General features: G+C 70.9%; 17 protein-coding genes. 8 read left to right on the forward strand and 9 right to left on the reverse strand.

Annotated elements, in window-relative coordinates:
* The first annotated feature begins 477 nt into the window (after positions 1–477).
* Complete coding sequence (locus AB0N04_RS36270) at positions 478–1,026, forward strand: YceI family protein (RefSeq protein WP_360220817.1); 549 nt, start codon at positions 478–480, stop codon at positions 1,024–1,026.
* A 139-nt stretch (positions 1,027–1,165) separates the two neighbouring features.
* Positions 1,166–1,633, forward strand: coding sequence for a cupin domain-containing protein (locus tag AB0N04_RS36275; RefSeq protein ID WP_360220814.1), 468 nt, complete (start codon positions 1,166–1,168; stop codon positions 1,631–1,633).
* Positions 1,634–3,135: 1,502 nt separating this feature from the next.
* On the opposite strand, the gene AB0N04_RS36280 is transcribed toward AB0N04_RS36275, so the two are convergent.
* The 9 genes from AB0N04_RS36280 to AB0N04_RS36320 all read right to left on the reverse strand — a co-directional run bounded on the left by AB0N04_RS36280 (position 3,136) and on the right by AB0N04_RS36320 (position 12,500).
* Positions 3,136–3,786: a TetR family transcriptional regulator gene (locus AB0N04_RS36280; protein WP_360220811.1), complete on the reverse strand. Its 651-nt coding sequence runs from the start codon at positions 3,784–3,786 to the stop codon at positions 3,136–3,138.
* A 96-nt stretch (positions 3,787–3,882) separates the two neighbouring features.
* Positions 3,883–4,104: a TetR-like C-terminal domain-containing protein gene (locus AB0N04_RS36285; protein ID WP_360220820.1), complete on the reverse strand. Its 222-nt coding sequence runs from the start codon at positions 4,102–4,104 to the stop codon at positions 3,883–3,885.
* Positions 4,105–4,523: 419 nt separating this feature from the next.
* A complete protein-coding gene (locus AB0N04_RS36290; RefSeq protein ID WP_360220808.1) occupies positions 4,524–6,473 on the reverse strand; it encodes a hypothetical protein in 1,950 nt (649 codons plus the stop codon).
* 804 nt (positions 6,474–7,277) lie between these two features.
* Positions 7,278–8,756, reverse strand: a complete 1,479-nt coding sequence (locus AB0N04_RS36295; RefSeq protein ID WP_360220805.1) for an aldehyde dehydrogenase — start codon at positions 8,754–8,756, stop codon at positions 7,278–7,280.
* Complete coding sequence (locus tag AB0N04_RS36300) at positions 8,756–8,974, reverse strand: tautomerase family protein (RefSeq protein WP_360220802.1); 219 nt, start codon at positions 8,972–8,974, stop codon at positions 8,756–8,758. Before AB0N04_RS36300 ends, AB0N04_RS36295 begins: the two co-directional genes overlap by 1 nt.
* A 1-nt stretch (position 8,975) precedes the next feature.
* Complete coding sequence (locus tag AB0N04_RS36305) at positions 8,976–9,755, reverse strand: 4-oxalocrotonate decarboxylase (RefSeq protein ID WP_360220799.1); 780 nt, start codon at positions 9,753–9,755, stop codon at positions 8,976–8,978.
* The gene (gene dmpG / locus AB0N04_RS36310) at positions 9,752–10,807 is read right to left on the reverse strand and encodes a 4-hydroxy-2-oxovalerate aldolase (RefSeq protein ID WP_360220796.1); all 1,056 of its coding nucleotides are present in this window, start codon (positions 10,805–10,807) and stop codon (positions 9,752–9,754) included. The genes AB0N04_RS36305 and dmpG overlap by 4 nt, the downstream gene beginning before the upstream one ends.
* Entirely contained in the window at positions 10,804–11,709 is a 906-nt protein-coding gene (locus tag AB0N04_RS36315) for an acetaldehyde dehydrogenase (acetylating) (protein ID WP_360220793.1), read from the reverse strand. The genes dmpG and AB0N04_RS36315 overlap by 4 nt, the downstream gene beginning before the upstream one ends.
* Positions 11,706–12,500, reverse strand: a complete 795-nt coding sequence (locus tag AB0N04_RS36320) for a 2-keto-4-pentenoate hydratase (RefSeq protein WP_360220790.1) — start codon at positions 12,498–12,500, stop codon at positions 11,706–11,708. Before AB0N04_RS36320 ends, AB0N04_RS36315 begins: the two co-directional genes overlap by 4 nt.
* Positions 12,501–12,696: 196 nt before the next feature.
* Between AB0N04_RS36320 and AB0N04_RS36325 the strand changes: the two genes are divergently transcribed.
* The 6 genes from AB0N04_RS36325 (at position 12,697) to AB0N04_RS36350 (ending at position 17,559) form a co-directional block, all read left to right on the forward strand.
* Positions 12,697–13,740, forward strand: a complete 1,044-nt coding sequence (locus AB0N04_RS36325; RefSeq protein ID WP_360220787.1) for a fumarylacetoacetate hydrolase family protein — start codon at positions 12,697–12,699, stop codon at positions 13,738–13,740.
* Positions 13,737–14,933 (forward strand): NADH:flavin oxidoreductase, encoded by a 1,197-nt coding sequence (locus tag AB0N04_RS36330; RefSeq protein ID WP_360220784.1) that lies wholly within the window; start codon positions 13,737–13,739, stop codon positions 14,931–14,933. Before AB0N04_RS36325 ends, AB0N04_RS36330 begins: the two co-directional genes overlap by 4 nt.
* Positions 14,930–15,829, forward strand: a complete 900-nt coding sequence (locus AB0N04_RS36335; RefSeq protein WP_360220781.1) for a VOC family protein — start codon at positions 14,930–14,932, stop codon at positions 15,827–15,829. The genes AB0N04_RS36330 and AB0N04_RS36335 overlap by 4 nt, the downstream gene beginning before the upstream one ends.
* Positions 15,830–15,929: 100 nt before the next feature.
* On the forward strand, positions 15,930–16,391 hold the full coding sequence (locus tag AB0N04_RS36340; protein WP_360220778.1) for an SRPBCC family protein: 462 nt from the start codon (positions 15,930–15,932) through the stop codon (positions 16,389–16,391).
* Between the two features lie 41 nt (positions 16,392–16,432).
* A complete protein-coding gene (locus AB0N04_RS36345; protein WP_360220775.1) occupies positions 16,433–16,867 on the forward strand; it encodes a nuclear transport factor 2 family protein in 435 nt (144 codons plus the stop codon).
* Positions 16,864–17,559: a class II aldolase/adducin family protein gene (locus AB0N04_RS36350; protein WP_360220772.1), complete on the forward strand. Its 696-nt coding sequence runs from the start codon at positions 16,864–16,866 to the stop codon at positions 17,557–17,559. The genes AB0N04_RS36345 and AB0N04_RS36350 overlap by 4 nt, the downstream gene beginning before the upstream one ends.
* Positions 17,560–17,561 lie beyond the last annotated feature (2 nt).

Here is a 17,561-nt window from a genome sequence, read left to right on the forward strand (position 1 = left end):
CGCGGCCGCGGTGACGTTGGCGGCTGCGGCGAGCTCTGCCGGCGGGGCGAAACGCCGCTCCTCCTTGAGCAGGTTGGCCAGGCTCTCGTTGCTCACTCTGTGCTCCTCGTGCGTCTTCGTACGTGTCTCGTGGGGAGGTCTTTCGGGCCGTAACAGCCCCGCCAGCAGCGTCGTCAATCACGGCCCGCGGCAGGCGATGCGGCGCCCCGGGACGGCGTAGGCCCGGCCGGGCACGGGCCTCGGCCTCATCTCAGGACGCGGTGGCCCCTGGGCGGTCGGGAGCGGCCCTTGCCGCTTACGATAGTTTCATCATACGCTGAAATTAGTTTCCACGGGCGATGAAACCGAGAGTTGATCACGACCGGGCTCCAAGCAGGCACCGCAGCGGAAGGAACTGCTGCACCCGCCCGCGGTGTCGGCGGCCGAGCAACTCCGCGCGGAAGCTCACTCCCTGCCCCACAATGAAAGGCGGTCGCCATGACGAACCACCCGACCAACCCCTCCCAACCCCGCACCGGAACATCCGGCCTCACCGCCGGCTCCTGGGTCCTGGACGCGACCAGGTCATCAGTGGAGATCAAGCAGAAGTCGGTGTGGGGGCTGGCCACGGTCACGGCCGCCTTCACTCGGCTCGATGGAGAAGGCGAGATCGGCCTCGACGGTTCCGTACACGGCACGCTGACCATCGATGCCGCGTCGATCCACAGCAAGCAGGCCAAGCTCGACAATCACCTGCGCTCTGCGGACTTCTTCGACGTCCAGAGGCATCCGACGTTCACCTTCGCCGCCACCGGCGTCGCCGTCGACCACGCCGGAACCGCCGAGGTCACCGGCCACCTCACCGTGCTCGGGAGGACCCGCCCGATCACCTTCAGCTCCCGCACCACGTCCGCCGGCCCTGACGACGTGACCCTCAGCTCCGAGGTCATCATCGACCGCAATGACTTCGGCATGAGCTGGAACAGGGCCGGAATGATCAAGGGCCTCACCACCGTCACCCTCATTACTCGCTTCACCCGCCGCTAGCAGGGCCTCTCTCCTCCACGGCACATCCGGCGTCACCGATGGCGCCCGCGCACCAACCCGCAGTACTGCCACCGCGTCCGGGGCGCCTCGCCCCTCCCCCCTCGGCCTCTGGGCCACCGCATCCATTCCGGAGACCGGCATGACCATGCCCTACCTCGCCAATCCCGACCAGCAGCAGACCCTCGAGTGGCTCGGCGGCGGGCTGCTCACCATCCTGCTCGACAGCCAGGCCACCGAAGGAAAGCTCACCGTCGGACTGTTCGACGTCCCCAAGGACGAGGCCCCGCCCTTCCACCTCCACACCCGCGAGGACGAGGTCTTCGTCCTCCTCAAGGGCAATGCGCTGGTGTGGGCCGGCGACGAATGCCACGAACTGTCCGAAGGCGGCGCCATCTACCTGCCCCGCAACATCCCCCACAGCTACCGCATCACCTCCCATCGCGCGGACCTCCTCCTCATCACCACCCCCGGTGGCATCGAGGAGATGTTCCGGCATGCCGGACGCGACATCACCACCCCCCGCCCCGCGGGGTTCGAGCTCAACACGGACCGCCTCCGCGAAGCCGCCTCCCTGCACGGCAACGTCATCCTCGGGCCGCCTCGCTGACCACCTACCCACCGCCCGCCACCGGCGCTCCCCGGCCTCCGCCCCGGCCTGTCCCGTGGTCCCCCATCATCCGGATGACGAAAGATGGTGCGCCACGGAGGCCGGGGGACGGGTGCGTCGACACGGAAGGACCACACGAGCGGCCTGACAGGCGCACGTGTCCACCGGACACGGCGGCTTCCGAGGCCGAGGTCGCCGCGACGGACTGGTGTGGCCGTGCGGCGCACCGGAGCCGCGGAGCACCGGACGCCGGCGGACACAACGTGGTACAGATCGCACGCAAACCCCGACCGGCCCCCTCCCCTGGACGAATCGGTACTGCGGTTCCGCCACGGGTGGATGCTCGACACCCGGGGCCACCTGATCCACCTGCTCGACGGCCCCGCTCCTCGGGTACGCGACCGTTCCCGCCCCCCGCCCCGCGAGAACCTGACCAGCACTGGGGACCTGGGTCACCCGGCCTGCGGTTTGCCTCGACAGCGCTCGCCGCGGCACCCGCGAGCACCCGTCGCACTCGCACGACAACGCTCCCTACGGCCCCGAGGGCCGGTGCACCGTCCGGCTGCGCGGCCCGGGCCGATCACCCGCAGGATCAGGTCCTGCACCCGAGCCCGCTGCGCCGGCCGCTTCGCCTCTACGCCGCGGGGCCGACGAAGGTGGCCCCTGGCCGAGAGCAGGCGCGCAAACGTGGCGACCGGCTGGTCAGCACACCCGGGGCGGGCAGCGCCGACCGGGTCGGTGGCCGGGAGGGAGGGGCCGCGCGGTGGCAATCCACCACCGGCTGGCGGCCCCAGCCCGGCACCGGCAGCAGCGGCCGGACGATCGCCCACTCTGAGTCCGACATGTCCGTCGGGTAGCGTCGCACACGTTCCCCGTGGTCGGCCGTGTTCCCGAACGCGCCTGCGAAACAACCGCACGTCCAGCCGTCGCCGCGCCGCCCGAGCAGCATGCCGTCGGGGACGTTGTGCCGTGGTATCAGCTCCGCCATCACCTGGTTGACGTCGTCGGCGTGGTGGGCGCAGTCGGGACCGGTTACGAAGGACGGATCCCCGGCCAGTTCGAGGCAGCCGGCGAAGGCGTGAAGTCCCGCCGGTTACGGCCACTCTGGTACAGGACGAACATCCAGCCGTCGGCGGATCGTTCGGCGGTCGGGGCCGGGTGGGCGGGTCGAGCTCCCCGTCCGGCTTCAGGCTGGCGGCACCCTCCCACGTTGAAGGCGAGCACCGCGTCGACCATCGGGACCTTGAGGCGATGGCCCGTGCGGCCGTGTTCCCGACAGTGCAGTGCGGCCAGGACCGACCTGGCGATGCATGCCGCAGATCTTGTCCACCAGCACGGTGGGCACGTAGTGCGGCCGTCCGGAGATCTGACGGTTGAACCAGACCAGGCCGCTGGCCGTCCGGATGGCGTCGTCGTAGGCGGCGTGGGTGCCGTGGTCGCTGTCGCTACGGAAGCCCTGGCGCTGGCGGCGTCAGTGCGGGATTGACGGCGGAGACCGCCGGTTACGGCAGGGGGTCGACGAGGTAGCGCTGGATGGTGGGGGCGAGGAGTTCGGTGACGGCGTCGGCGGAGAGCGACGCGATGTCGCCGACCTGCCAGATGTAGCGGTTCATGACCATGCCGACGATCTGGGTGGCGATGAGACTGGCGCGCAGGGTGCGTTCGGCGTCGGGCAGGCTGTGGGAGACGACTGCCAGGACGAGCTCGGAGAACAACTGCCGCAGGCGCTGCATGGCGGCGGGCTCCTGAGCAGCGGTCAGGATGATGGCGCGCAGGACTTCGGCGGAGGCGGGGTCCTCCCACAGGCGGAGGTTGGCTTCCACGAACGCGCGCCCTCGCTCGTGGAGCGGTCGCTCGGCGGCCGCGGCCACTGCGGCCCCGAACTCCACGGGGGGCTGCATGACCGCTTCCAGCAGTCCGGGCTTGGTGCGGAAGTAGTAGTGCACCAAGCCGGGGTCGACGCCGGCCTCCACGGCGACCGCACGGAGCGAGGTCGCGGCGTACCCGCGCGTGGCGAATGATCTGCGGGCGGCGGCGAGGATCTTGTCCGCCTGCTCGCCGCGCTCTCCCCGGGGGCCCCGCCCGCTCACCCGCATCACCTTCCGCATCAGGTCGAAGGGGACGGCGCCTGCCGCCCACCACAATTTCATCATACGCTGAAAGAGTCCGGCGACTCCCGGGCACCCGACACCCCACACGGTCGCCAGGCGCCCTCCCGCGTCCGCAGCGCGTACGCGGAACGCTCGTCGTTAGGCGGGCAGCCCTGCCAGATCGGCCATCAGGCCCATCTGGTCTTCGAAGTACTCCCGGCCGGCATCGATGGTCGCCTCCATCCGGCCGAACACCTCGAAGCTGACCAGCCCGAACAGGTGGACCCAACCCGCCAACACCCCGTCCAGCAGTTCCTCGGGCATCTCTCCGGGCTGCTGATCGATCAGCCTGCGCAGGTAGACTCGTACCACCTCCGGCAGCGGCGTGGATCGCGGGAGCGCACGGCCACCGCCCGCCTGCTGGCCGACCGGGGCGACGAGGTCCGCCTGATCACCCTACCGGTCCGCCCTCGATGCCTTCGGCTTCACCTCGGCGGCGGTCACGCGGGGATGAGTCTGGGCGTCATGGGCCACCAGGTCCGTAGGCGGCGTGAGCCGGTGTCAGATCCGGCGCAGTGAGGTGATCACGAAGGTGGGGATCACGACGGCGCCGACGATCAGGTGCATCGGGGCCGACAGGAGCTGGTCGGCCATGGTGATGCCGGCCCCGTTGTAGGGAAGGCCGCCGACGGGCGTCGGGACCGCGAGTGCGGTGATACCCGACGCCGTCGGTGAGGGCGAGCATGTACAGGAGGCTCACCAGGAGGCCGACTCCTGTGGAAACGAGACGGCCGACGCGGCTACTGCCAGGACGCGTCCAGGCTGCCTACTTTGAGGTAGGGGACGCGGAACAGGACGCTGATCGACGCGCCGTGGGGAGGGACGGCGGCCACCGCGATCGACGTGGCGCCGCCGGACAACTCGGTGACCCAGGACGCGCGCAGGCCGCCCTGCTTGGCGTAGGCGGTGCCGTCGGCCACGACCCCGATCAACGGGCCGTTGATCGGATCGGTGGCCACCGCCATCGACGTCACGTCGAGCGACCATTCGGTGACCCAGACCGCGCTCAGGCCGCCCTGCTTGGCCAAGGCGGTGCCATCGGCCACGACCCCGATCAACGGGCCGTAGATGTCATCGCTGGCCACCGCGATCGACGTGGCGCCGCCGGACACTTCGGTGACCCAGGACGCGCGCAGGCCGCCCTGCTTGGCCATGGCGGTGCCGTCGGCCACGACCCCGATCGACGGGCCGCCATCGGTGGGATCGGTGGCCACCGCGATCGACGTGGCGCCGCCGGACACTTCGGTGACCCAGACCGCGCTCAGGCCGCCCTGCTTGGCCATGGCGGTGCCGTCGGCCACGACCCCGATCAACGGGCCGTTGATGTCATCGCTGGCCACCGCGATCGACGTGGCGCCGCCGGACACTTCGGTGACCCAGTTGACCTTGCCGGGCAGCCCACCTGCGTTGCCCTGGTAGGCATACACGGTGCCGTTGACCAGGACCGACACGAGCAGGCCGTTGGTGAGGTCGCTGGCGACCGCGATCTGACTCACCCCGGTGTACGGCAGCTGGATCCGCCAGCCGGAGGAGGTGCTGACGTATGCGTTGCCGCTGGAGTAGACGTAGCCCGTCACGCCGTCGGCTACCGAACTCTGCGTCACCTGGTCGCCGAGGCCTGGCGAGAAATTGGTCGGTCTCCCCTGGTGGATGAAGCCGTAAGCGTTGGCCACGACCCCGGTCAGCGGGCCGTTGGTGGGGTCGCTGGCCACCGCGATCGACGTAGGGCCGCCGGACACTTCGGTGACCCAGCCCGCGTTCAGGGCGCCCTGAGCCGCGACGGCGGTGCCGTTTTGCACGGCAGCGATCAGTGGGCCGTTGGTGGGGTCGGTGGCCACCGAGAGCGACGTGACGCCGCCGGACAACTCGGTGACCCCCGACGAGGCCACGTCGCCTTGCTTGGCATAGGCGGTGCCGTTTTGCACGGCAGCGATCAGTGGGCCGTTGGTGGGGTCGGTGGCCACCGCGATCGACGTGAAGCCGTTGGACCCTTGGCTGCCGGGCAGTGGGCCGCCGAACCATTCGGTAGCCCAGCCCGCGTTCAGGCCGCCTTCCTTGGCGTAGGCGGTGCCGTTTTGCACGGCACCGATCACTGCGCCGTGGAAGGGGTCGGTGGCCACCGAGAGCGACGTGACGCCGCCGGACAACTCGGTGACCCAGGACGCGCGCAGGCCGCCCTGCTTGGCGTAGGCGGTGCCGTTTTGCACGGCCGCGATCAGTGGGCCGTGGGTGGGGTCGGTGGCCACCGCGATCGACGTGACGCCACCGGACACTTCGGCGACCCAGTTGTCCTTGCCGGTCAGCCCACCTGCGTTGCCCTGGTAGGCGTACTCCGTGCCGTTGACCAGGACCGCCACGAGCGGGCCGTTGGCGGGGTCGCTGGCGACCGCGATCTGTCTCACCCCGGTGTACGGCAGCTGGATCCGCGAGCCGGAGCCCTCTTGGACCCAGGCGTTGCCGTTCGGATCCACTTCACCGACAACCGCGCCGTTGGTCGGGTCGCTGGCGACCGAAATCTGCTTCGCGGCGGGAGGGTTACCGCCGCCCACCGCCGCCACCGCGGCACCCGACGGGAGCACCGCCAGCCCAGCCGCAGCCGACACCACGGTCAGCAGGTGCGCCGTACCGGCGCGCAACCAAGGCACTGCGGGCGACCCGTTTCCAGCTCTTTCGAACATCAGTGATTCCATTCCTGATCGATGTATGGGCCGACGATCAGCCGGCCGGAAAACCTCACCGCGCACGCGTGACAGAACCTCGAAGACGACACACCAGCACCGGAAGGCCCCGGACTGGAAGGTGGCATCGGTCGGTTGTCCCGCCCCACCAAGCTGCCTGCTCCACGTGCCGTGAGCCGTTCGCCATCACGCACCCCCTCCGAAGACGCCGGCCACCACAGCCGGCGACACCATCCACCTCCATCTCCAAGCACGAACCCCGAATTCTCAAAGACCCGCCGCAGGGCGCAGCGATGCAGCCGGGCCCTCGATCCATCCCCCTCAAGCGGGGAAGCCGCCGGGGCGGGCAGCGGCGGCCCCGCTGGCTCTGCCCGCCCCGGGGTCGGCGGCCCTGACACCGTGGCGCGTCGCCGACCACGGTCGTGAAGGGGGCAAGGGATCAGTGAGGGTGCGGCGGTGGTGCATCTTTGAGCGTGCGCATGACAGACCTTCTAATTTCCCCGACTGTGGAAACTAGTTTCAGCATATGGTGAAATTAAGCTGGCCGGCAAGTGCCGGCGCTGCCATGGATGGTGATGCGGCGTGAGCGGGCCGGGCCCCGAGGAACGCGGCGAGCAAGCAGGTGACGTCACCGCGGCAGAGCGCAGATCCGTCGCCACCCGCAGGGCGGACTCTTCGGGACCACGGCATCGGTGAGCACCGACTCCCCCTGATCGCCGCGCCCTTGGAACACTTATGGGCGCTGTGCTTTCAAGGTCGGTGAACCCCGCCGCCTGCCGGGGCCCGGCCCGCCGACTTCGCCGTAGCGGTGGCCGGTCACGGTGCCGATCGTCGCCGGCCGTCCCGGGGCCGGTCGGGACGGGCCGGGTCGATCTGCATCACCACTGCCTTGGGCTCGGTGAAGAACTCGCGGCTGAACGTGCCTCCCTCGCGCCCGATTCCGGAGTCGCCCACGCCGCCGAAGGGGGCCCGCAGGTCCCGTACGAAGAAGCAGTTCACCCAGACCGTGCCCGCCCGGAGCGCTGCCGCGACGCGGTGGGCACGGTGCAGGTTCTCGGTGAACAGCATCGCGTTGAGCCCGTACGGTGTGTCGTTGGCGAGTTCGATCACCTCGGCCTCGGTGGCGAACGGGATCACGACGACGACCGGCCCGAAGATCTCCTCCCGGACGTGCCGGGCGGTAGGGGCCATGCCGGTGACGACGGTGGGGCGTACGGTCCAGCCCTCGCCCCGACCACCGGTGCGGAGCGTGCCGCCCTGTTGGGCGATGGTGTCCACGTAGCCGGCGACCTTGGCGTGGTGCTCAACGGAGGCCAGTGGTCCGATCTGGGTGGCCGGGTCCTTGGGGTCGCCGATGACCATGGCGTCCGCCGCCGCGACGAACCGCGCGAGGAACTCGTCGTAGGCCTCCCGCTGGACGTACAAGCGGGAGCCGGCCAGGCACACCTGGCCCGAATTGGTGTACACGGCGCGGATCGACCACTCGACGGCACCGTCCAGGTCCGCGTCGGCGAAGACGATGTTCGCTCCCTTGCCTCCGAGTTCGAGGCTGACCGGGGTGAGGTTGCGGGCGCCGGCGGCGGCGATGACGCGGCCGGTGCCGGACTCGCCGGTGAAGGTGATCCGGTCCACGGCCGGGTGCTCGGTGAGGGCCTGGCCGACCGAGTCGGGGCCGTACCCGTGGACGACGTTGAACACGCCCGGGGGCATGCCCGCTTCCAGGGCCAGCCGCGCCATGAGCGTGGCCGAGACGGGGGTGTCCTCGGCCGGCTTGAGCACCACCGTGTTGCCCCAGGCGAGGGCCGGGGCGACCTTCCAGGACTCCAGCATCATCGGGAAGTTCCACGGCGCGATCGCCGCGACGACCCCGGCCGGGTCGAAGCGCGTGTAGGCGTGGTGGCCGCTGTCCATCGGGTAGCTCTCGGAGGTGGAGAGCTTCGCGTGGTCTGCGAAGAAACGGAAGTTCGCCGCCGTGCGCGGTACGTCGTTGCCCTGGGACTGGGTGATCGGCTTGCCCATGTCCCGGGTGTCCGCCTGGGCCAGTTCCTCCGCGTTCTGCTCGATCAGGTCCGCCAGGCGGTGAAGGATCCGGCCGCGCTCCGCCGTGCCCATGCGCGGCCAGGGGCCGTCGTCGAAGGCGCGGCGAGCCGCTCTCACCGCGCGGTCGGCGTCGGCGCTGTCGCCGAGGGCGGCCTCCGCCCAGGGCTGGCGGGTGTAAGGATCGGTGGAGGAGAACGCGGCTCCCGAGAGCGAGGCCGTTTCCTCGCCGTCGATGACGTGACCGTGGAACTCCATCAGCGCGTCCCCTCCCCGGTCGTGGTCGCCGCTTCCCGCTCGGCGATGGTGACGTCCCCGGCCGCCCAGTGGGTCTTCGGCAGTTCCCGGACGGCCACGCGGACGCTGCTCCGCGGTATGTCCAGAGCCTGGACCACCGCCCCGGTGAGCTCATGGATCAGCGACCGGATCTCCTCCGGGCCCCGTCCGTGGACCATCGTCACTTCGATCAGCGGCATGTCAGCCTCCCGTCAGGTGGAGCGAACCGAGGTGGGTGAAGTGCACCGCGACGGTGGTGCCGGGCGGTACGGGTACGGCATCGGTCATGCCGCCGGTGAGCACGAGCCAGCCGGGCTCGATCGCCAGGCCCCGGCGGCCGAGCTCGTTGGCGGCCAGGGCCAGGGCCTCGGCGGGATGGCCCTGGACGGCGGCACCGGTGGCGCTGTCGGCGACCTGGCCGTCGACCTCGACCAGGCAGGCTTCCATCGCCAGGTCCAGCGCCTCGGGCGCCACACCGACCGGGCCGGTGAGGAAGCGGCCGGAGGAGGCGTTGTCGGCGACCACATCGGGCAGGGTGAAACGGAAGTCGCGGTAGCGGCTGTCGATCACCTCGATGCCGCCGTGCACCGAGCCGACCGCGGCCAGGGCGGTGGCGGCGGTGACACCGGGACCGGCCAGCCGGTCCTTCATCACGAACACGATCTCCGGTTCGGCGCGCGGGTGGATCAGCCGGCCCTGCGGGACGGGAGCTCCGGTCGGCAGCAGCATGCCGTCGGTCAGCCAGGCCGTCAGGGGCGCGGCGATGCCCATCCGCTCCTGTTTGGCACGCGAGGTCAGGCCGAGCTTGATGCCCACGATGTGCTCGCCCCGGTCGAGTCGGCGGCGCAGCGTCTCGTCCTGGACCGCGTAGGCGGTGTCCAGGTCGAGTCCGGGCCACTCCTCGGTGATCGGACCGCGGTCGGTGCGGTTGTCCTCGGCCGCCAGCAGAACGGTGGCGGCGCGGGCGATGTCCCAGCTCATCGGCCGACCCCCGCCTTCTCGCGCTCTTCGGCCAGCCTCAGCGCGATGTCGATGATCATGTCCTCCTGGCCGCCGACGTATCCGGCCTCGCCGACCCGTTGGAGGATCTCGTGGGCGGGTACCCCGTAGCGTTCCGCGGCCTGTTCGGCGTGCAGCAGGAAGCTGGAGTAGACGCCCGCGTAGCCCTGCACGATCGAGGAACGGTCCATCCACGGCAGCCGGGGGATGAACGGCTTGACCACGTCCTGCGCGGCGGCCAGGGCGAGGCCGACGTCCAGGCCGGTGGGGATGCCCAGGCGTTCGAAGGTGGCCGCGAGCACCTCGGTCGGCGCGTTTCCGGCGCCGGCGCCGAGCGCGCACAGGGCACCGTCGATCTGCCGGGCACCGCCCTGGTAGGCGAGCACCGAGTTGGCGACGCCGAGGGAGAGGTTCTGGTGGCCGTGGAAGCCGACCTGGGCCTCGTGTCCGATCTCCTGCACCAGGGCTTCGACCCGGGCCTGCGCGTCGCTCAGCACCAGGGCCCCGGCCGAGTCGACGACGTAGACGCACTGGGCACCGGCATCAACCATGATCCTCGCCTGGGCGGCGAGTTCTGCCGGGCCGATGCGGTGCGAGAGCATCAGGAAGCCGACCGTCTCCATGCCCAACTCGCGCGCGGCGGCGAAGTGCTGGGCGGACGTGTCGGCCTCGGTGCAGTGGGTGGCGATCCGGGCCACATCCGCACCGACGGCGTGGGCGCGCTTCAGGTCGGTGACCGTGCCGACGCCGGGCAGCAGCAGCACGGCGATCTTCGCCCGGATCACCTCGTCGACGGCAGCCTCGATCAGCCGGATCTCGTCCACGGCGGAGAAGCCGTAGTTGAAGCTGGAGCCGCCGAGGCCGTCACCGTGGGCCACCTCGATGACCTCGACGCCCGCCTGGTCGAGGGCGTGTACGACACCGCGCACCTGATTCTCGGTGAACTGGTGGCGCATGGCGTGCGAACCGTCCCTGAGGGTGGAGTCGGTGATCCGCAGCGCTCGCGGCTGCTGGGCGTTGGTGAGGGTGGTCATGAAGTCACCGCCGTGATCCGGGCTTCCGCCAGCCGCTCGCCGACGCGAGCGGCCGCGGCCGTCATGATGTCCAGGTTTCCTGCCCAGGGCGGCAGGTAGTCGCCCCGGCCGCGCACCTCGAGGAAGACGGCCACCCGGGCGCGTCCCTTCCATTCGGGGCGCGGATCGTCGAACTGGGGGTCCGCCCTCAACGTGTAGCCCGGGACGTACGCGGCCACTTCGCCGACCATGCGCGCGACGGACTCGTTGATGGCGTCCCGGTCGGCATCCTCCGGGATGGCGCAGAACACCGTGTCGCGCATGATCATCGGCGGGTCGACCGGGTTGAGGATGATGACCGCCTTGCCCTTGCCTGCGCCGCCGACCCGCTCGATGGCGTGCGAGGTGGTCTCGGTGAACTCGTCGATGTTCGCGCGGGTTCCGGGTCCGGCGGACCGGGAGGCGATCGACGCGACGATCTCCGCGTACTCGACCGGGACCACGCGGGAGACCGCGTGCACGATCGGGAGGGTGGCCTGCCCGCCGCAGGTGATCATGTTGATGTTGGGGGCGTCCAGGTGTTCTTCCAGGTTCACCGGCGGGCAGACGAGCGGGCCGACAGCCGCCGGGGTCAGGTCGATCGCCTGGATGCCCGCTGCGGCGTAGCGCGCCGCGTTCGCGATGTGCGCCTTCGCGGAGGTCGCCTCGAACACCAGCTGCGGTGGTTCGCCGCGCGACAGCAGCCAGTCCACTCCCTCCGCGGACGTCTCCAGACCCAGGTCGCGGGCCCGGGCCAGCCCGTCAGATGCCGGGTCGACGCCGACCATGTAGCGGACCTCGACCGTCGGGCTGTGCATCAGCTTGGCGAGCAGGTCGGTGCCGATGTTGCCCGGGCCGACGATGGCCGCGGTGACCTTGCTCATGAACTCTCCTCGGTGAAGCGTGCCGTGACGCTGCCGATCCCGGCGAAGGCGGCGGTGACGGTGTCACCCGCGCCGACGGGGACGGAAGCGGTGACGGAACCCGGCAGCACGACGTGTCCCGCCTCCAGGACCACACCGCGTGCGCCGACGGTGTTGGCCAGCCAGACCAGTGAGGTCAGCGGCGATCCGAGCACCGCGCCGCTCGCACCGGTGTCGACCAGGTCTCCGTTGCGGTGCAGCGTGCAGCCGGCGAGGCGGAGATCGACGTCCGTCAGCCGGGCCGGGGTGCTGCCGAGGACGACGCCGCCGGCGGAGGCATTGTCCGCGACGGTGTCGACGATCCCGATGCGCCAGTCGCGGATGCGTGAGTCGATCAGTTCCAGCGCCGGAAGGACGAAGTCCACGGCTGCGGCGGCCTCCGCGACCGTGACTCCCGGTCCGGCCAGGGAACGTCCGAGCACGAAGGCGATCTCCGGCTCGACCCGCGGCTGAAGGAACCGTGCGGCCGGCACGGGGGCGTTCTCCAGCCAGAACATGTCGTCCAGCAGATGGCCGTAGTCCGGCTGGTCCACCCCCAACTGCCGCTGCATGGCGGGGGACGACAGGCCGACCTTGTGGCCCTTGATCCGCGCTCCGCCGGCGACGCGGCGGCGGACTTGCAGCAGCTGGATCTCGTAGGCGTCCGTGAGCGTCAGCCCGCGGTACGTGCCCACGAGCGGTTCGACCGGAATCCGGCTGTGGTGGGCCGCGAGAAGAGCGTCCGCCACCTCGCTCAGGGGCGGTGCGGTCATGACGGCACCCCCTCGGCCTGCCCCACCGGAACTGCGGCGACATCCGTCATGACGATCTCCGATCGGGTCTGTGCGGGTCTGTCGAGTGCGCCGCCTGCCACGTCCGGGCAAGCCGCGCTCTCAAACTGTGTACACTTTCGCCCAGCGAAGTCAATACTTGGTCGACCTATTGACCAGGGCCGAAACTGTATGCACTGTGTTCCAGCAAGCCGCCAGCACCAAGCTGGCCTCCCTACTTCAGCGTGCTGGCGCCACTGCTCCTGAATCATGGCGCGGCAAACAATCGATGCCTGGAGTTCGTATGTCCGTATGGAACCTGGTGACCTGCCGGGCCGAGGGGCCTGGCGCCGCGTCGTTCGTCGCCGCCACCGACGCAGAGGGACGGGTTCGACGCCACCCGGTACTGGCGCGGTATCCCGACGTGGGGGCGGCGCTGCAGGACTGGGCGGAGCTCGAGCCGGTCCTGCGCGCCTGGCGGCCCGCCGAGGGCGAACCTCTCGAATCCGTGGAGCTGTTGGCGCCTCTGCCGCGTCCGGGCAAGCTGGTCTTCGCCGGCGCCAACTACCACGACCACCTGCGGGAAATGGGTGTCGGGACGCTACCCGACGGCATGGAACCGTACTTCTTCCTGCTCCCGCCGACGGCGATCGTCGGGCCCGGAGAGGCGGTCTCCATCCCCCGTGACCCTGCGGCCCGCGTGGACTGGGAGGCCGAACTCGGTGTGGTGATCGGGCGACGGGCCCACCGGCTGCCTGCGGAACGGGCGCTGGAGGCCGTCGCGGGCTACACCATCGTCAACGACGTCTCGGCGCGCGGCCTGCACGCCCGGCCGAACCCGTTGGCGCCCCCGTTCGCCTACGACTGGCTCGCGTCCAAGGGGCGCGACACCTTCACACCGATCGGCCCCGGGGTGACGCCGTCCTGGTTCGTGGCCGATCCGCAGGCGCTGCCCATCCGGCTGTGGCGCAACGGCGTACTGGAACAGGACGGGAACACCAAGGACATGATCTTCACCGTGGCGCAGCTCGTCTCGGCCGCCAGTGCGCTGATGACGCTGGAGCCGGGCGACGTGATCGCCACCGGTACGCCGGCCGGTGTCGGGGCGGCCAAGGGCCTGGCTCTCCAGGACGGCGACCGGCTGCGCATCCGGATCGAACCGCTCGGCGAGCTCGGCAACGACGTGCGGCAGGCCGAACCGCTTCTCGCCTCCGCGCCCTCGAACACCGTGGAGCAGGGATGACCTCCAGTATGGGCCCGAGGCGCGCAGCCGACGCCGCGGACTTCGCGCCGCTCTTCGCGCCGCTGCGCCTCGGCGGGCGTACGGCCCGCAACCGGATCGTGCACGCGCCGATGTCCGTCGGCTACGCCAACCCGGACGGTACCGTGACCGATCGCGAGATCGAGCACTACGCCCGTCGTGCCCAGGGCGGCGCCGGAGTGGTGATCACCGAGAACTTCGCGATCAGCGTCGCGGGCCGGCAGATGCCGCTGCAGACGCTGGTGAGCGACGAGGATCAGCTGCCCGGGTTGAGGCGGCTGGCCTCCGAGATCCGCAGGCACGGCGCCCTGGCGATCGTGCAGATCGTGCACGCCGGCAGGTACGCGGGGCCCTGGGAGGAGTACGGGTGCCGCCCCCGCCTCGCTCCGTCGGCAGTCTCCTTCGAGCTGACGCCGGGCCGGGTGGTGACCCCGCAGGAGATCGCGCCGGAGGAGATCGAGGAGACCGTCGACGCCCTCGTGCGGGCCGCGAGGCTGTGCGAGCGCGCCGGGTTCGACGGTGTGGACATCCACGCGGCGCAGGGCTTCCTGCTCTCCGGCTTCCTCTCGCCGCGCACCAACCGGCGCACCGACCAGTGGGGCGGCGACTTCGAGGGGCGCACCCGGCTCGTGCTGGAGGTGGTGCGCCGGGTCACCGCGAGCACCGGTACGGATTTCGCGGTCGGAGTGCACCTGCTCAGCGACGAGCGCGTGGAGGACGGGTGGAGCCTGGAGGACGCCGTGCGGCTCGCTCCGCTGCTGGAGGACGCAGGGGCCGCCTTCCTGTTCGCGATCCCCGCCACGTTCGAGACCATGCGTCTTCCGCGCAATGCGGACGTACTCGGGGAGCCGGGCTACTCGGTGCACGACTCGGAGGCACTGCAGCGTGCGGTGCGGATCCCCGTGGTGGCCAACGGCGGTCTGGGCGATCCCCGGGAGGCGGCGCGGGTCCTCCGGGCGCGGCAGGCGCAGGCGGTGGGCCTGGCCCGGCCGCTCTTCGTGGATCCCGACTGGCCTCGCAAGGTGGCGGCCGGCGCCGTCGACACCCTGTGCACCTGCCGCTGCGAGACGTCGCTGTGCCTGCGCACCCAGTTGACCGGCTCGCTCTGCGAGCGCTGGCCGGACAGCGCTCGGGCGCGCGGCTACCTCGGATACGACGAGAGGACCACGCCGTGATCACCCTGACCGACATCGCCTACGTGCGCTCGGGCGTCGAAGACCTGGAAGGCGCCGTCCGGTTCGCCAGTGACATCGTCGGCCTCGAAGTGGTCGATTCCGACGAGCCAGGGATGGCGCATCTGCGGGCCGACCCCCGGGGTCACTGCCTCACCTTCGTCCAGGGGCGCTCCGGCGTCATCGCCTCCGGCTTCACCGTCGCCGGGCGCGACGCCCTGGCGGCCGCGGAGAGCGAACTGGAGAAGCAGGGCCTGCGGGTCGAACGCGGCGATCCGGCGGGGGCACGCTCCCGCGGGGTCTCGGAGTACATCGCCTTCGACGACCCCTTCGGCAACCGCATAGAACTGGCCGCGGCGCAGTACCGTTCCGCCGAACCGTTGCGGCACACCCGCGACGCCGGGATCACCGAGTTCGGGCACCTGTGCCTGGACGCGCCGGATGTGCACGAGGCCCACCGGTTCTGGTCCACGACGTTCAATGCGCGCGTGTCGGACTGGGTCGGCGACCGCGCTTGCCTGATGCGCATCGACCCCGTCCATCACAAGCTCGCCGTGTTCCGGGGCGAGGAGGCCGGCCTGTGTCACATCAACTTCCAGGTCGACTCGCTCGATGCGCTCATGCGTAACTGGCACTTCCTGACCGACCGGGGCGTGGAGATCGTCATGGGGCCGGGACGGCACCCCACGTCCGGCTCGGTGTTCCTCTACTTCCGCGGCCCCGAGAACCTCACCTACGAGTACGCGGTCGGCGGGCGACTCATCGAGGCCGACACGGCGTGGATCCCGCGCGTGTTCGACCCCGAGCTGCCCTCGTCCCTCGACACGTGGCGCGGTCGGGTGGCGCCCACGACCCGGCAGCGCCAGCTGCCCCGCACGGCGCACCCCGCCGCGTCGTAGCCGCCCGGCCCCACGGGCGGCCCCCTCTGCCAGGTCGGCACCACTGCCGACCCGTACCCAATCCCATCAACCCGGCGACACCGCCGGCGAAGGAGAACCGATGATCTTCGTGACCCATGTCCTGCCCGTCAACGAGCCCGGCGAGCCCCGGCTGGACCGTGCCGCGGTGTGGGAGGGACTCGTGCTCAAGGCCAACAACGCCCTGCCGTTCGTCCCCTCGATGAGCCACTGCACCGTCGTCGAGCGCTACGACGACACCTGCTTCGACCGCGACATCCGCTACCGGGAGGTCGACTTCCGTGAGCGGATCACGCTCGAGGAGCCGCACCGCGTGGTGTTCACCCGGCTGTCGGGCCCGGTGCTCGGCACCATCGCCAACGAGATCGAGGGCGACGACCACGACCTGCGGCTCCGCTTCACCTTCGCCCTGGTCCAGTCCGGCGTCCCCGGCGGCTCCGAGGTCGAGGCGACCATCGCCGCGACGATGACCGGTGACTACCTCCAGGCCATCACCGCGACCCTCGACGCCATGCGTCGCTGCGCCGTGGCCGACGTCGCCTGACCTCACGCGAACCGCGGAACCCACCGACGAAAGGAACAGAGATGACCGACACGCCCGACTGGATCGGCTGGACCGAGTCCTTCTACACCGACGTCGACGCGCAGTCGATCGACCGCGTCCTCGACCGCTTCGCCCCCGACGGGGAGCTGGTGTTCGGTAACAATCCGCCGGCGGTCGGGCGTGTCGCGATACGTGAAGCAATGGACGGCCTGCACGCCGCACTCGCTGGAATACGACACGAGTGGCGCAACTGCTGGCAGGTGGACGACCGGGGAACCGTGCTGCTCGAAGCCCGCGTCCACTACCTCACACGCGGCGGCACCGAGCTGACGCTCCCCTGTGTCACGGTCATCGCCCGCGCCCCCTCGGGAGCGATCACCTCGCTGCGGATCCACCTCGACGCCTCTCCGCTCTTCGCGGCACTCGCCGCCGAGGCGGCCATTGCACCCGAGGCCGTCGGGGGGCTCGCGATATGAGTCGGCGGACGACCGTCGATCCATACGCCGGCACCCTGCCCGCGGAGGTGGCCGTCGCGGCACGCACCCTCGCGGCACTGGGGCTGGTCTCGGCGTTCGGGCATGTGTCGGCACGGCACGGCGACCACATGCTGATCACGCCCCCGGCCGACCTCGCCGACGCCTGCACCGACACACTCCTGAGCATCCCGCTGGACACGGAGGCGTTGCCGGCGGGCGCGCCGGGCGAGGCGTGGGCGCACCTGGCCGTCTACCGGGCGCGACCCGACGTAGGGGCCGTCGCCCGCGCCACCCCCGAATCCGCCTTCGCAGTCGGGGGGACGGCGTCCGGCACCATCCCGCCGCTGCACGGGCAGGGCGCATTGCTCGGAGAAGCGGTACCCGTCCACGACGACGCGCGGCTCATGCGCTCGGCCGACATCGCCGAAGGTTCCGCCCGCACGCTGGGCCACGCCGACGCGGTCGTCCTGCGCGGCAACGGCGCCCTCACCACGGGCGGCACCCCCGGGCACGCCGTCGCCCGCATGTGGCTGCTCGACACCACCTGCCGACTGCACCTCGCGGCCCGGCGGGCAGGGGCGATCCACAGCCTCACCGGCGAGGAGATCACGGCTTGGCGGGCCGCCGGCCCGCCCCTGCTCGACCGGCTCTGGGCACACCTGCGGAGCCTCGGCGGCCCATCACCACGGTGACC

Source organism: Kitasatospora sp. NPDC051702, from assembly GCF_040681575.1.
In the GTDB taxonomy this organism is placed as follows: domain Bacteria; phylum Actinomycetota; class Actinomycetes; order Streptomycetales; family Streptomycetaceae; genus Kitasatospora.